This is a genomic window from Polynucleobacter alcilacus (genome assembly GCF_018881545.1).
GTDB classification, from domain to species: Bacteria; Pseudomonadota; Gammaproteobacteria; order Burkholderiales; family Burkholderiaceae; genus Polynucleobacter; species Polynucleobacter alcilacus.
This window is the reverse complement of record NZ_JACVQD010000001.1, coordinates 931293-945435: the sequence shown is the minus strand read 5'-3', so window position 1 is coordinate 945435 and position 14143 is coordinate 931293. Positions and strand designations below refer to the sequence as shown.

Below are 14143 nucleotides of genomic sequence, written 5' to 3'. Positions count from 1 at the left end.
CTAAAGCGGGGAATAAATAAAAAAAGAAAACGAAAAATAGGATGGGTTAGATTTTCTTGGCAACCAGCCCTATCAGTTGACGTGCAAGCTGTAGTTTTTCAGCCTGAGGAATTTTCTTGCTGCCAGTCTCATCAATCACTAGTAATTGATTAAAGTCACTAGCAAAAGTGTCAGGGCCAATATTGCCAACAATCATTGGGATACCCTTACGCTGACGTTTATCACTTGCATGTGCCTCGAGATCGGTTGACTCAGCTGCAAAACCTACGCAGTATGGGTAAGGTTTACTGCCCTTCATCTTTACTGCTTTAGCAACATCGAGAAGAATATCGGGGTTAGCAATAAATTCAATACTAGGTGCTGCTTTTCCCTGGCGTTTGATTTTTTCTTTGGCTGGCTTAGCAATACCCCAGTCAGCAACTGCAGCAACTGCAAAGAAGACATCACAGTCAGCTGCGGCTAGAGTGGCTGCATGCATTTCTTTGGCGCTGACCACATTGATGCGAGTAATTTTCCCGGTTGCTTCAAGTGGGGTCTCTAAATCGCATGGACCTGCAATGAGATACACTTCAGCGCCTGCTTCTACTGCAGCGCGGGCAATAGCAAAGCCCATCTTGCCGGAGCTATGGTTAGTAATGCCACGCACGGGATCAATTGCTTCAAAAGTTGGCCCAGCAGTGATGAGTACTTTCTTACCAGCCAATGATTTTTTCTGAAAGAAGGCAATGACTTGCTCGGTAATTTCCACGGGCTCAAGCATTCTGCCCATACCCACCTCACCACAAGCCTGAAAGCCACTAGCAGGGCCCAGAATTGCAACGCCATCAGTATTTAAGCGTTGAGCACTTCTTTGGGTAGCGGCATGCTCCCACATCTGTTTATTCATTGCTGGCGAAAGCAGGAGTGGACAGTCTCTTGCAAGACAGAGCGTACTCAATAAATCATCTGCTAAACCTAAAGAAAGCTTTGCCATCAAATCAGCACTAGCAGGAGCAATGAGGATGGCATCGGCAGAGCGCGATAGTTCAATATGCGCCATATTGCTCGCAATACTGCTATCCCATTGGCTGGTGTAAACCGGATTACCAGTCAGGGCCTGCATTGTGACTGGTGTCACAAATTGTTGTGCCGCTTCGGTCATTACGACTTGAACAGACGCACCTTCTTGTATCAACTGTCGTGCAAGCTCGGGTGCTTTATAGGCAGCGATGCCACCAGAGATTCCGAGAACGATTTTCTTGTTTAAAAGTGATTGCATGGCGCCAGCTTAATGGGATTGGGCAGATTTGCCAAATGACTTACGTAATTCGCCCCAAATAATGAGGGTGGCACCAATACAGATGGCACTATCGGCAATATTAAATGCGGGCCAATGCCAGTTTGCGTAGTGCAGGTCAATAAAGTCAACCACTGCACCATACATTATCCGGTCCAAAACATTACCGAGAGCACCTCCTAGAATCAGACTTAATGCTAGGCACAGCAGTTTATCGTTCTGGCTTTTGCGAAGTAGCCAAACGATATAAACGCAGGCTACTAGACCAAGAATAGTAAAGAACCAACGCTGCCAGCCAGAACCTTGGGCTAGAAAAGAAAATGCTGCGCCGGGATTAAAGAGTAGCAACCAGTTCAAGAAAGGAAGAACTGGTTCGGGAACGCCCATTTGCAAATTACTTAAAGCCGACCACTTGCTCAGTTGATCTAAGAGTAGAACAAGCGTGGCAATTACAAAATAGCGCAGCAGTGAGAGGTTCATCAAGGATTGGCCTTAAGCAAACAAACGATGATCACCATCGCCGAAAAGATTGCTAATGCAACGGCCGCACAATTCAGGATGATCGGCATTACTACCGACATCCTTAGTGTGATGCCAGCAGCGGCCACATTTTTTATATTGACTGCCACGAACGAATACTTCTAAACCTGCATTGCTGAGCTCAATGTTAGCGCTTGAAGTGATGGTGACAAAACGCAAATCGTCTTCCAAAGAATGGAGGATGGCGAAGTCTACATCAGCAACTTTGATAGTGAGTTCGGCTTGTAATGATGAACCTACATTTCCGGCTTCACGCTCGACCTCAATGGCTTTGGTAACTTCAGAGCGAATCTCTCGAATACGATTCCACTTTGCGAGCAATTCATCAGCGTGCAAAATTTGTGGGAACTGACCAAACTCTTCCATGAAGATTGATTCTGCAGGCTCGCTTCCTGTGCCGTGCGGAAAATCTCTCCAGGCTTCTTCTGCGGTAAAGGATAGAAAAGGCGATAACCACTTCAAGAGATTGCGAGTGATGTGAAATAACGCGTTCTGTGCTGCCCGACGATCAGCTGAGTCAGGAGCGCTGGTATAGAGGCGGTCTTTTAGGATATCTAAATAGAAGCCACCTAAATCTTCAGAGCAAAAAGTCAGCATGCGAGCAACTGCAGGCTGGAATTCATATACCTTGTAGTGGGCTTGGACATCATTTTGGAGTTGATTAGCAAGTGCTACTGCATAACGGTCGATTTCTAACCACTGATCCGCAGGCATTGAATGTTTGCTTGGATCAAAGTCAGACAGGTTAGCTAACAAGAAGCGCAAGGTATTGCGAATACGACGATAGCTTTCGGTAACGCGCTTCAGAATCTCATCTGAGATCGTCATCTCACCAGAGTAATCGGTAGAGGCTACCCACAGACGAATGATTTCAGCACCCAGTTTGTCAGCAACCTGCTGTGGTGCGATGACATTACCTACGGACTTACTCATCTTGCGGCCTTGACCATCTACGGTAAAGCCATGTGTCAGGAGCGCTTTGTAGGGAGGCTTACCATCGAGCATGGCACCGGTTAGCAAAGAGGAATGGAACCAACCACGATGTTGGTCTGAGCCTTCTAAGTACAAATCAGCTAAGCGGCCATTTGGGGTTTCAGCCTCAGCAGTTAAAAGCTGATCCCGGTGAGAGCCACGGATGACATGCCAATGGGTTGTCCCGGAATCAAACCAGACGTCTAAGGTATCGCGGTTCTTTTCGTATTGAGCAGCCTCATCACCAAGTAATTCAGCGACCTCTAATTTTTGCCAAGCTTCAATGCCATCCTTATCTACCCGTTTTGCAATTTCTTCCAGTAGTTCAACTGTGCGTGGGTGCGGTTCACCACTTTCTTTATGAACAAAGAATGCCATTGGTACGCCCCATTGGCGTTGACGTGACAAGGTCCAGTCAGGACGATTGGCAATCATGCTATGTAAACGTTGCTTACCCCAGGCCGGAAAGAACTCTGTATTTTCAATGCCAGCCAAGGCAGTCTCGCGGAGACTGGTTTTGCCATCAGAAGGCTTTTTATCCATGCTTGCAAACCATTGGGATGTGGCGCGATAAATAATCGGTGACTTATGGCGCCAGCAATGCATGTATGAGTGGGTATAGGTTTTATCTCTTAACAGACTACCTGCTTCACGCATCGCCTCAACAATGTTTGGATTTGCTTTCCAAATATATTCGTTAGCAAAGAGGGGTAACCAAGATGCATACACCCCATTACCCATGACTGGATTCAGAATATCTTTGTCGGCTAACTTATTCGTTTTACATGACTTAAAGTCTTCCTCGCCATAGGCGGGCGCAGCATGAACGATGCCCGTACCCGTATCCAGAGTGACATACTCAGCCGGGTAGATGGGCGCGAGGCGTTTATATCCATCATGCAGCGACGCCAAGGGATGCCAGAAAGAGATGTTGGCTAACTCAGTGCCAAGACAGGTCGCGATGATCTTGCCTTCGAGGCCGTAATCTTGCAAGCAAATCTCTACGCGATCCTTTGCCAGAATCAATAACTTGTCACCAACATCGACCAAGGCATAAGTCAGGTCGGGATGAACATTCATTGCCTGGTTAGCTGGAATGGTCCAAGGTGTCGTGGTCCAGATCACAATCTGGCCTGGCTTATTAGGAAGCTCTGAGAGACTGAATGCTTTTGCAAGTTGCGGGCGCTGCGCATCGTCAAAAGCGAAGCCAACGTCAACTGTGGGATCAGTTTTATCTTGGTATTCCACTTCAGCTTCTGCAAGTGCAGAGCCGCAATCAAAACACCAGTTCACAGGTTTTAAGCCACGGAAAACATATCCTTTTTCCCAAATCTTGCCAAGCGCACGGATTTCATCAGCCTCATTACGGAAGTTCATGGTGAGATAAGGGTTGTTCCAGTCGCCCAAAACGCCCAAACGCTCAAAATCTTTTTTCTGCTTGGCTATTTGTACTTGAGCATAGGCGCGCGCCTTGGCTTGGACTTCAGCTGTAGGTAGGTTTTTGCCAAACTCTTTTTCAATCTGGATTTCAATTGGCATACCATGGCAATCCCAGCCAGGAATATACACAGAATCAAAACCCATCAACCAGCGGGACTTGACGATCATATCTTTGAGAATCTTGTTTACTGCATGACCAATATGAATATCACCATTTGCATACGGAGGCCCATCATGCAAAATGAATTTAGGTTGATTAGCATGAGCAGCACGAATCTTTTCGTAGAGCTTATTTTTTTGCCATTCAGCTACCCATTGCGGTTCACGCTTGGCTAGATCTCCTCGCATTGGAAATGCGGTATCGAGTAGATTAACGGGATATAAGTTTTCGTTTTCAGACATGAGTTTTTTTCAGGAAATAATTTCTGGCGTGCATTGCATCGGCTGCAATCGCTTTTGTTAGTGTGTCGAGGTCATTATATTTGGCCTCATCACGAATTTTTTCTAAGAGTTCCACGGTAATAATTTTCCCGTAAACATCTTGCTGGTAATCAAAGATATGCGTTTCGAGTAATACGCGACCCTCATCTTCTACGGTAGGTCTCACACCAAGGCTCGCTACAGCGGGCAAAGCTTCATCTGTAAGGCCTAAGACCTGAGCAGTGAAGATACCAGTGGTAGCGGGTCTGCGATGATGTAAGTGATTAGCAACAGCTAGGTTCAGAGTGGGGAAGCCTAGCTGGCGACCTAATTTTTGGCCATGAATCACATGTCCAGAAATTCCATAAGGACGGCCCAATAATTTTTCTGCTTGCACCATATCGCCATTCGCAAGTGCAGCTCTCAAAGCAGAGCTTGAAATACGTTCACCATCTTCCAAAATCGTTTGGATACTGGCAACTTCAAAACCATATTTTTCACCGGCTGCTTTCAGGCTTGCAAAATTGCCAGCCCGTTTTGCGCCATAGCAAAAGTCATCACCAATTAAAATCCATTTAGCTTTTAAGCGCTTGACGATAATTTCTGAAACAAATTCTTCAGGAGTCAGACGCGCGAATGCAGAGTTGAAATGTTCCACCACTACTTGATCAATGCCAAGTTCAGACAGGGCTGCTAGTTTGTCACGCAGATTCAGAATTCGAGGGGGCGCTTGATCAGGTAAAAAAAATTCTTTTGGGTGAGGCTCAAAAGTCATGACGCAACTGGCAAGGCCCCGTTGCTTAGCACCCTCAACAAGCTGCTTGAGTAGGGCGCGATGACCCCTGTGCACGCCATCGAAGTTCCCGATGGTTAGGGCACAAGCAGGTCCTGCAGAAAACTGGGTCGGGCCACGTAATACGTTCACAAAATCGCTTTCAGGGTAGCCATCAATTATATTGTGAGCATGCTTTCAATCGTCACCTTAATCTCCGGCCGCGGATCTAATTTCGAGGCTATCGTCAAAACAGCTCAAAAAGAGCAGTGGCAAGTCATGTTTGCAGGGGTCATAGCCAATCACGGAGCGGCTCAGGGTCTTGATTTTGCTCGCGCGCAGGGTATTCCCACTTTTACTATAGAGCACAAGGAGCATGCAACACGTGAATCCTTTGATGCCGCTTTGATTGCTCAAATTGACGCCTTAGGGGCCGATTTGGTGGTGCTGGCGGGCTTTATGAGAATCTTGACCCCAGGCTTTATTCGTCATTTTGAAGGTCGCCTGGTGAATATTCACCCCGCTCTCTTACCTGCATTTCCGGGGCTGCATACCCACGAGCGGGTGTTGGAGGCTGGGGTGAGGGAGCATGGGGCCACGGTGCATTTTGTAAATGAGGGTGTGGATGAAGGACCCATTATTTGCCAAGCCACTGTTCCAGTGCTCGAAGGGGATGATGCTGGCACCTTGGCGGCCCGTGTTTTAACTGCCGAGCATCAAATTTACCCGCGGGCCGTAAAATGGTTCCTTGATGGACGATTGCGAATAGAAGGTAATCAAGTGAAGCTACATCCCCCAGAGTCGCAATTTTTTAAATTATGAGTGCAGAGCGCCCACCCCGTAAATCTGGCAGCAGATTAGCCCCACATAAAAGTTACGCAACTAAAACCAAAGATGCATTACGTCGCCCCGAGAGGCGAAATGCCAGCGGCAATCTCATTGCTCCAGAAGGACAAAAGAATTTTTCAAATGCTAAGGCACTACCTCAACACGCACTGCATTTAGAGCGCTTACTACCAGAATTACTGAGCTTCGAGCAGCCGTCAGACCGTGTTGTGAGTCGCTATTTCCGTGCAGAACCTCAGCTTGGAAATCGAGACCGCGCATTAATTGCTGAGAGTGCCTTCGCTATTCTGCGCCGTAAAAATGAGTTCTCCCAATTTGCCTCTAGTGGCGAGGGCTCACAGGCGAGACGCTTGGCCCTATTGGGTTTGCTGTCCGCGCTATCAGAGGGTGGTCTGGGTTCGGCCAACCGCGCTGAGAGCGCCATCGCAGACTTGGCGCACGTTCTCAAGCCCGGTGAATATGAATGGCTGCAACGCTTTTCTACAGTAGATCCATCTGCACTCAATCCTTTGGTGCGCACTAATTTACCCGAGTGGCTTTGGGATGCCTTTGGAAAATATCCTGGTGAAGAAAGCCGTGAAGAGCTTGCGAAAGCATTAATGCATCCAGCGCTTTTAGATTTGCGTGCCAACACCATGAAAACTAATCGAGAAGATTTGCTTGCGCAAATGAACGCCTTGGGTGGGCGTTATCAGGCGATACCCACTCCTTATGCGCCTGATGGCGTGCGCATTATGGGTAAGCCTGCGTTACAAAATACGGTTGGATTTAAAGCGGGAATGTTTGAAGTCCAGGATGAAGGTAGTCAACTCCTGTCTTACTTACTTGCCCCCAAGCGTGGCGAGATGGTGGTGGATTTCTGTGCAGGTGCGGGTGGTAAGACTCTCGCTATTGGGGCATTGATGCGTTCTACAGGACGCTTATATGCATTTGATACCTCTGAGCGTCGTTTAGCGAATTTGAAGCCACGACAAGCTCGCAGCGGCCTATCTAACGTGCATCCCGTATGGATTGATAGTGAGAATGACGCCAAGATCAAGCGCTTAGCTGGAAAGATTGATCGGGTTCTGGTAGATGCCCCTTGCAGTGGAATGGGTACCTTACGTCGTAATCCCGACCTGAAATGGCGTCAAAACCCAACAGGGGTTTTAGAGCTAAATCAAAAACAAATGAATATTTTGGCTTCAGCAGCCCGCTTGCTAAAACCCGGCGGACGCTTGGTTTATGCTACCTGCAGTCTTTTGCCACAGGAAAATCAGGGAATTGCTGAAGATTTCCTAGCGAAACACCCAGATTTTGAGGCCGTTCCAGCTGCTGAAGTTCTCAAGCCTCTTTTTCCTAAAGACAAGTTGCCCCTAGGCTGTAGTTCTGATAATCCTTGGTGGCAGTTATGGCCGCATATTCACGGCACAGACGGGTTTTTTGGGGCAGTTTTTCAGAAAAAAGGCCAAAAGCTAGAGAAGGCAGAAAAGCCAAAATCAGAAAAGTTAACAGAAGATAAGCCTAAAAAGACCGAAAAAGCGCTAAAATGAGGAATTAACACTCATTTAGGAATTCCTTTTGAATACCGTTTCAAGCTCTGGTTTTGACTTATTCCTCAACTGGCTAGCCAATGGCTATCTGGATTGGTCTTGGTGGGAAATAACGATTTTTACATTGGTCGTCACGCACATCACGATCGCTGCAGTCACCATCTTTTTGCATCGCTGCCAAGCGCATCGCGCCTTGGACTTGCATCCGATGATTTCTCACTTTTTTCGTTTTTGGCTCTGGCTAAGCACCGGCATGGTGACTAAAGAGTGGACATCTATTCATCGCAAGCATCACGCTAAATGCGAAACCATTGATGATCCCCATAGCCCCCAGATTCTGGGTATTGCTACTGTGCTTTCTCGCGGTGCTGAACTTTATAAAGCAGAAGCGGCTATCCAAGAAACTCTAGATAAGTTTGGTCATGGCACCCCTGATGATTGGATTGAACGCAATATTTATTCTAAGTTTTCTTGGCAGGGTGTTGCCATCATGCTCATCATCGATGTGTTTTTATTTGGAGGTATTGGCCTCACTGTTTGGGCAATTCAAATGTTGTGGATCCCCATTACTGCCGCTGGTGTGATTAATGGAATTGGTCACTATTGGGGATACCGTAATTACGATTGCGAAGATGCTTCAACCAATATTGTTCCCTGGGGAATTTTGATTGGTGGCGAGGAGCTGCATAACAATCACCACACTTTTGCTACCAGCGCTAAGCTTTCAAACAAATGGTATGAGTTTGATATTGGCTGGTTTTATATTCAAATGATGAGTGCTGTTGGTTTGGCTACGGTTAAAAAGACCCCGCCTAAGCCTGTACTGAGTGATTTACGTCCTGCAGATCAAAACACTTTGGAAGCCATTATTGCTAATCGCTACGAAATCATGGCGCGTTATAGCAAGACCTTGCGTAATTTCTTTAGCCATGAAATGCAACACATGCAGGTACTTGCAGCCCATTTGAGTGATGCTCGCACTTGGTTATCTAAAGACGAATCTCGTTTGAGCGAAGAAGAGAAAGCCAAGTTAGAAGAGCTCATGGCAAGAAATGCTCAGTTGCGTAAGATGATTGAGATGCGTCGTGATCTACAGGCCATTTGGGGACGCTCTAGCGCCACTAAAGATCAATTACTTACTCAGTTGCATGCTTGGTGTCAGCATGCTGAAGATAGCGGCTTAACTAGCTTGCGTGAATTCTCTTTGAGATTGCGTCGTTACGCCTAAAGAGTTTAAAAATGTGGGCAATAAAAAACCCGCTATATAAGCGGGTTTTTTATTTGTTCGAACTACACTGAATAAATAAATTATTTCAGCTTTGTCTCTTTGTAAGCAACATGCTTGCGAATAGTTGGATCAAACTTCATGATCTCCATTTTCTCAGGCTTAGTACGCTTGTTTTTTGATGTGGTGTAGAAGTGACCAGTACCTGCTGATGACTCTAACTTGATTTTTTCTCTGCCGCCTTTAGCCATTTGTGCGCTCCTTAAATTTCGCCACGTGCACGCAGATCAGACAACACAGCATCAATGCCGTTCTTGTCGATAACGCGCAAACCAGCATTGGTTAAGCGCAAGCTAATCCAGCGGTTTTCAGATTCAACCCAGAAACGACGATTTTGCAGATTAGGCAAAAAGCGACGCTTCGTTTTATTGTTTGCATGGGATACATTGTTGCCAACCATCGGCTTCTTCCCAGTGACTTGGCAAACTTTTGCCATGACATAACTCCATTAATTGCGAAAAAGAAGATTGTATCAGTCCTGAGCTATTTTGGGCTAGTCCTAAATGAGTTTCAGTAAAGGACTTGATCCCAAGTTACCGCTTAAAATCACTCGTTTTTCTTCTTAAGTTAGTATTTACTCTCTTTAATTACCATTATTCATGAGACCTGAGTCAGAAAATGAGAAAAATCCACTGCCACTAACAATGCAGTGATCGAGTAGTGGAATATCCACTAATTGCAGGGCATTTAAGAGGGTCTTGGTAAGTTCTTGATCAGAATCACTGGGTAAGGGGTTCCCACTAGGATGATTATGAGCCACGATCAGGGCGCTGGCATTTCTGGCTAGGGCCTCTTTGAGGATTTCTCGGGGATACACCGCTGTATGAGTGATAGAACCTCTAAATAGCTCTTGGCACTCGATCAGATGCAGGCGTGAATCTAAGTAAAGGCAGAGGAATACCTCATGTGGCAGTCGACCAATTTTGGCCTGCAGGAACTCTCTTACATGGCTTGGTGAGGAAAAGATAGAGTCTTGAGCCAAACCTTCCTCGAGGCTACGCTTTACTAGTTCATATGCCGCCTGAATTTGTGACCATTTAGATATACCCATGCCATGAAGGCGGGTGAAATCTTCTGAACTACAGGCTAATAAGCGTGGCAGGCTGCCAAAATGATGAAGTAGATCTTTAGCAAGGGCGACAGCACTCTTTCCCTTTACTCCAACCCGTAAAAAGATGGCCAGCAGTTCCGCATCAGAGAGCGCTGCAGCACCCTGAATACGGAGCTTTTCTCGGGGCTGCTCATTTTTTGGCCATCCCGTAATGGGGGAATGCCCAATTGATGCGGGCCTAGATACAATGAGCTTATGGCTAAGCTTACTGTTCTCCCTAACTCCTTCTTGACCCTCAACTATCGGCTCACTTTGCCCAACGGGGAGGATTACATCAATACTTTTGTTGATCGTCCTGCGACGGTTCTGATGGGTTCTGGACAATTTGCACCTTGCTTTGAAAATGTGTTGCTTGGACTTAGTGTTGGTGAGAAAAAAAGTGCGCTACTTCCGCCGGAAGAAAGTTTTGGTGAGCGCAAAGAAGATTTGGTGCAATGGGTATCTTTGCAGGCGCTGAAAGAAGGGCGCGAAGAGGATACGGAATTTAATCCGGGTGATGTGATTGAATTCAATGCGCCAGGCGGCGCCCAATATGCCGGCGTCTTGCAATCGATTGATGATGAGGGTGCATGGTTTGACTTCAATCATCCTTTGGCTGGTAGACCGGTGAGCTTTGAAGCAGAAATCGTAGCGATTCTCTAAAAGATGAGTACTCCAGATACCCCTGAAATTTTGATGGCTCAGCCGCGCGGTTTTTGTGCAGGCGTGGATCGAGCAATTAATATTGTGAATGAGGCGCTGACGCGTTTTGGTGCTCCCATTTATGTGCGCCATGAAATTGTGCATAACGCTTACGTTGTGAATGAGTTGCGCGACAAAGGGGCGGTATTTGTCGAGGAATTGCATGAGGTGCCTAAGGGCGGAATCGTTGTATTTAGTGCGCATGGTGTTTCTCAGGAAGTGCGAAAAGATGCTGAGGAGCGGGGTTTGCGGGTATATGACGCCACTTGCCCCTTGGTAACCAAAGTGCACCTTGAGGTAGTCAAGATGTGCAAGGATGGCTTTACTGTGTTGATGATTGGTCATGCAGGTCACCCAGAAGTTGAGGGCACCATGGGGCAGGTAAAAGAGGGAGTCTTTCTCATTGAAAGGGTGGGCGATATAGATGCTTTAACTTTTTCAAGCGACGAAAAGATGGCATTCGTTACCCAAACTACCTTATCAGTTGATGAGACGAAAGAAATCGTTGAGGTACTCACCAGAAAATTTCCCAAAATTGTTCAGCCACGTAAGCAGGACATTTGCTATGCCACCCAAAATCGACAAGATGCTGTGAAATTTATGGCACCCCAAGTAGAGGTGGTTATTGTGGTCGGGAGTGCGGCAAGCTCAAACTCCAATCGATTGCGTGAATTATCAGAAAAGTTGGGCGTACCCTCTTACATGGTGGATGCCCCAGAGCAATTAAAAGCGGAATGGTTTGTAGGTAAGAAGCGAGTCGGTTTAACTGCTGGTGCATCTGCACCTGAAAGTTTGGCGCAATCGATTGTTGCGCGTATTCAGGAGTTTGGGCCACGACAAGTGCGTGCTTTGGATGGCGTCGTGGAGGACGTTATCTTTTCCCTGCCTAAAAATTTAATTGACTGAAGTATTGACTGCAGTATTGATTTTATTCAGGCAAGTAGTCGAGCAAGTCAAAAGCAAATAGACTTAATCTACCTGTTGAAGTAACTCGCGTAGCATATTGCACATCTGAAGTATTTCATCATCACTGATATTCAAGGCAGGCATAAAGCGCAATAAGTCCGCTTTTGGCGAGTTAATTAATAAGCCTTCAGGACGGCGCTCGCGAGCGAGTTCAACGAGTTTTCCACCAATGTCTCTACCAAGCATCAAGGCGCGTAATAAACCTTCACCACGCTCACCTTCTAGATTAAATTCAATGCAAAGTTTGAGTAATTCTGATTTGAGTAATTCACCCTTAGCTTTCACACTTTCTAAAAATCCTGGTGCCAGTAATTGTTCAATAACGCTCATACCCACCGCTGTCATGAGAGGGTTGCCGTTATAGGTGCCACCCTGATCTCCAGGAACAAAGCAAGCTGCAGCATTCGTGGCTAGCAAAGCAGCAAGAGGCACGCCACCACCGATCCCTTTACCTAAAGTCATGATGTCAGGCTCAATCCCGTAATGCTGATAAGCAAAAAGGGTACCGGTGCGTCCACAACCAGCCTGAACTTCATCTGCAATTAAGAGAATATTATTTTCCCTGGTGAACTTCCGTAGCTCACGCATAAATTCTAGGGTAGTGGGAATGACGCCACCTTCGCCTTGAACGGGCTCTAACATGACTGCAACAGTTTTATTAGTCACCAATTTTTTGACGGAATCCAAATCATTTAAATCTGCCTTTGGAAAGCCGCCAACTTGAGGTGCAAACATCGTATCCCAACCCGGTTTTCCAGATGCGCTCATCGTTGCTAATGTGCGCCCATGAAAGCTGTGATCAAAAGTAATGATCTCAAATGCGCCTGACTTGTTAAGCTGACCCCATTTACGCGCCAACTTAAGGGCACCCTCATTTGCTTCGGCGCCACTATTAGCAAAAAATACTTTGTCGAAACAGCTATTTGCAGTTAGAAGATTAGAAAGGCCAATCATCGGCTCGTTATAGAAGGCGGGACTTGAATTGATAAGCTTCTTTGCTTGCGCATTGAGTGCCTCAATCATTCCTGGATTGCAATGACCCAAGCAATTGACCGCCCATCCTTGTAAAAAATCTAAATAGCGCTTGCCGTTGTTATCGGTTAACCATGAGCCATTACCTTCAACCATGATGATTTCTGGTCTTTGGGTGATAAACATCACTGAATGTGTATCGAGGATTTGGGCTGGCTTATTCATACGGGCTCTAGGTAAAAAGGCTAATGAAGTTTCTATTATCTAACGTTATGGGAGGATTAGTTGGTGGCTAAATCAGCCGCGCTGGTAAAAGAATCTGCGAAGAATTCTTCCTCGGGCAGATGACACTTCGATGAAAAGTCCTCTCGGGCCGCATTTACCATTACCGGAGCTCCACAGGCGTAGACCTGAAAGTCCTTCATATTGGGGTGGTCTGCCATGGCAGCTTGATGAACAAAGCCCGTGCGACCGCGCCAGTTGTCCTCTGCTAAACCATCCGAAATTACCGGGATGTACTTGAAATTGGGGATCTCTTTTTCCCAGGTTTTGCACAAATCATGGAGATAGAGATCGCTTGGACGACGTCCACCCCAGTAGAGTTCAATTGGTCGATTAATCTTCTTGGCTTGCATTTGTTCAATGATCGATTTAATTGGGGCAAGGCCAGTACCAGCGGCAACAAAGATGAGGGGCTTTTTAGAATCCTCTCTAAGGAAGAAGCTACCCAAGGGGCCCTCGAAACGCAGAATATCTTTTTCTTTTAATGCAGGGGAATTTGCTCCAAAGACAAAATCTGTAAAGAGGCCACCAGGTAAATGGCGAATATGCAGCTCAAGCGGACCTTCTTGATCCGGAGCATTGGCAATCGAGTAGGCACGCCGCTGACCATCTTTGAGTAGAAATTCTAAATACTGCCCAGCCAAGAACTGAAAGCGCTCGGCTGCGGGAAGCTGAAGCTTGAGGATGGCAACATCCTTGCTAGGATTGCTAATTGAATTGACACGACAAGGCACTTTACGAATGGCAATATCGCCAGCGCCCTGAACTTCCCGAGCCTCAATGATGAGATCGGACAGAGGATGGGCACAGCAAAATAAGGTGCCGCCAGAAGTCTCGTCAGCTTTGCTGAGAGCGCTCTCGCTGTGTTGGCCATGCCTTAGCTGACCTTCTATGACTTTGCCTTTGCAGGATCCGCAGGCACCGTTTTTACAGCCATAAGGTAAGTTAATGCGTTGGCGTAGGGCGGCTTCCAGAAGGGTTTCATCCTGGTTTACGGTAAATTCTTTGCCGCTCGTTTTGAGCGTGACCTGATAAGACACTCTCATTC

General features: G+C 46.6%; 14 protein-coding genes. 5 read left to right on the top strand and 9 right to left on the bottom strand.

Annotation, left to right across the window (positions count from 1 at the left end; translation table 11 throughout):
* Nucleotides 1-46: 46 nt before the first annotated feature.
* The 4 genes from coaBC to ICN45_RS04815 are packed head-to-tail and all read right to left on the bottom strand — an operon-like array spanning nucleotide 47 to nucleotide 5573.
* A complete protein-coding gene (coaBC, locus tag ICN45_RS04830) occupies nucleotides 47-1258 on the bottom strand; it encodes a bifunctional phosphopantothenoylcysteine decarboxylase/phosphopantothenate--cysteine ligase CoaBC (protein WP_216173852.1) in 1212 nt (403 codons plus the stop codon).
* Nucleotides 1259-1267: 9 nt separating this feature from the next.
* The gene (gene lspA, locus ICN45_RS04825) at nucleotides 1268-1756 is read right to left on the bottom strand and encodes a signal peptidase II (protein ID WP_216173849.1); all 489 of its coding nucleotides are present in this window, start codon (nucleotides 1754-1756) and stop codon (nucleotides 1268-1270) included.
* A 12-nt stretch (nucleotides 1757-1768) separates the two neighbouring features.
* Nucleotides 1769-4630, bottom strand: coding sequence for an isoleucine--tRNA ligase (gene ileS / locus ICN45_RS04820; RefSeq protein ID WP_216173847.1), 2862 nt, complete (start codon nucleotides 4628-4630; stop codon nucleotides 1769-1771).
* Complete coding sequence (locus tag ICN45_RS04815; protein ID WP_216173846.1) at nucleotides 4623-5573, bottom strand: bifunctional riboflavin kinase/FAD synthetase; 951 nt, start codon at nucleotides 5571-5573, stop codon at nucleotides 4623-4625. Before ICN45_RS04815 ends, ileS begins: the two co-directional genes overlap by 8 nt.
* Nucleotides 5574-5612: 39 nt before the next feature.
* On the opposite strand from ICN45_RS04815, the gene purN reads away from it, so the two are divergent.
* The 3 genes from purN to ICN45_RS04800 are packed head-to-tail and all read left to right on the top strand — an operon-like array spanning nucleotide 5613 to nucleotide 9026.
* Nucleotides 5613-6242 (top strand): phosphoribosylglycinamide formyltransferase, encoded by a 630-nt coding sequence (purN, locus tag ICN45_RS04810; RefSeq protein WP_216173843.1) that lies wholly within the window; start codon nucleotides 5613-5615, stop codon nucleotides 6240-6242.
* A complete protein-coding gene (locus tag ICN45_RS04805; protein ID WP_216173841.1) occupies nucleotides 6239-7798 on the top strand; it encodes an RsmB/NOP family class I SAM-dependent RNA methyltransferase in 1560 nt (519 codons plus the stop codon). The genes purN and ICN45_RS04805 overlap by 4 nt, the downstream gene beginning before the upstream one ends.
* Before the next feature lie 28 nt (nucleotides 7799-7826).
* On the top strand, nucleotides 7827-9026 hold the full coding sequence (locus tag ICN45_RS04800) for a DesA family fatty acid desaturase (protein WP_216173838.1): 1200 nt from the start codon (nucleotides 7827-7829) through the stop codon (nucleotides 9024-9026).
* 80 nt (nucleotides 9027-9106) lie between these two features.
* On the opposite strand, the gene rpmG is transcribed toward ICN45_RS04800, so the two are convergent.
* The 3 genes from rpmG to radC all read right to left on the bottom strand — a co-directional run bounded on the left by rpmG (nucleotide 9107) and on the right by radC (nucleotide 10347).
* Entirely contained in the window at nucleotides 9107-9274 is a 168-nt protein-coding gene (rpmG, locus tag ICN45_RS04795; protein ID WP_015421876.1) for a 50S ribosomal protein L33, read from the bottom strand.
* Nucleotides 9275-9285: 11 nt separating this feature from the next.
* Complete coding sequence (rpmB, locus tag ICN45_RS04790; RefSeq protein WP_011903570.1) at nucleotides 9286-9519, bottom strand: 50S ribosomal protein L28; 234 nt, start codon at nucleotides 9517-9519, stop codon at nucleotides 9286-9288.
* Nucleotides 9520-9666: 147 nt separating this feature from the next.
* Nucleotides 9667-10347, bottom strand: coding sequence for a RadC family protein (gene radC / locus ICN45_RS04785; protein WP_216175635.1), 681 nt, complete (start codon nucleotides 10345-10347; stop codon nucleotides 9667-9669).
* 42 nt (nucleotides 10348-10389) lie between these two features.
* Between radC and ICN45_RS04780 the strand changes: the two genes are divergently transcribed.
* A complete protein-coding gene (locus ICN45_RS04780) occupies nucleotides 10390-10836 on the top strand; it encodes an FKBP-type peptidyl-prolyl cis-trans isomerase (protein WP_216173835.1) in 447 nt (148 codons plus the stop codon).
* Nucleotides 10837-10839: 3 nt separating this feature from the next.
* Nucleotides 10840-11781, top strand: a complete 942-nt coding sequence (gene ispH, locus ICN45_RS04775) for a 4-hydroxy-3-methylbut-2-enyl diphosphate reductase (protein WP_216173832.1) — start codon at nucleotides 10840-10842, stop codon at nucleotides 11779-11781.
* 63 nt (nucleotides 11782-11844) lie between these two features.
* Here the strand turns inward: ispH and ICN45_RS04770 are convergent, their stop codons facing one another.
* Both ICN45_RS04770 and ICN45_RS04765 read right to left on the bottom strand, forming a co-directional pair.
* On the bottom strand, nucleotides 11845-13038 hold the full coding sequence (locus ICN45_RS04770; RefSeq protein ID WP_216173829.1) for an acetylornithine transaminase: 1194 nt from the start codon (nucleotides 13036-13038) through the stop codon (nucleotides 11845-11847).
* A gap of 56 nt (nucleotides 13039-13094) precedes the next feature.
* Nucleotides 13095-14135 carry a CDP-6-deoxy-delta-3,4-glucoseen reductase gene (locus ICN45_RS04765; RefSeq protein ID WP_216173826.1) on the bottom strand — a complete coding sequence of 347 codons (1041 nt, stop codon included), beginning with the start codon at nucleotides 14133-14135 and terminating at the stop codon, nucleotides 13095-13097.
* Nucleotides 14136-14143: the final 8 nt, after the last annotated feature.

What these genes read in the sequence shown, in the direction of transcription:
- coaBC (WP_216173852.1), bottom strand. Translation starts at nt 1,258, where the DNA reads ATGCAATCACTTTTAAACAAGAAAATCGTTCTCGGAATCTCTGGTGGC.
- lspA (WP_216173849.1), bottom strand. Translation starts at nt 1,756, where the DNA reads ATGAACCTCTCACTGCTGCGCTATTTTGTAATTGCCACGCTTGTTCTA.
- ileS (WP_216173847.1), bottom strand. Translation starts at nt 4,630, where the DNA reads ATGTCTGAAAACGAAAACTTATATCCCGTTAATCTACTCGATACCGCA.
- purN (WP_216173843.1), top strand. Translation starts at nt 5,613, where the DNA reads ATGCTTTCAATCGTCACCTTAATCTCCGGCCGCGGATCTAATTTCGAG.
- ICN45_RS04805 (WP_216173841.1), top strand. Translation starts at nt 6,239, where the DNA reads ATGAGTGCAGAGCGCCCACCCCGTAAATCTGGCAGCAGATTAGCCCCA.
- rpmG (WP_015421876.1), bottom strand. Translation starts at nt 9,274, where the DNA reads ATGGCTAAAGGCGGCAGAGAAAAAATCAAGTTAGAGTCATCAGCAGGT.
- rpmB (WP_011903570.1), bottom strand. Translation starts at nt 9,519, where the DNA reads ATGGCAAAAGTTTGCCAAGTCACTGGGAAGAAGCCGATGGTTGGCAAC.
- ICN45_RS04780 (WP_216173835.1), top strand. Translation starts at nt 10,390, where the DNA reads ATGGCTAAGCTTACTGTTCTCCCTAACTCCTTCTTGACCCTCAACTAT.
- ispH (WP_216173832.1), top strand. Translation starts at nt 10,840, where the DNA reads ATGAGTACTCCAGATACCCCTGAAATTTTGATGGCTCAGCCGCGCGGT.
- ICN45_RS04770 (WP_216173829.1), bottom strand. Translation starts at nt 13,038, where the DNA reads ATGAATAAGCCAGCCCAAATCCTCGATACACATTCAGTGATGTTTATC.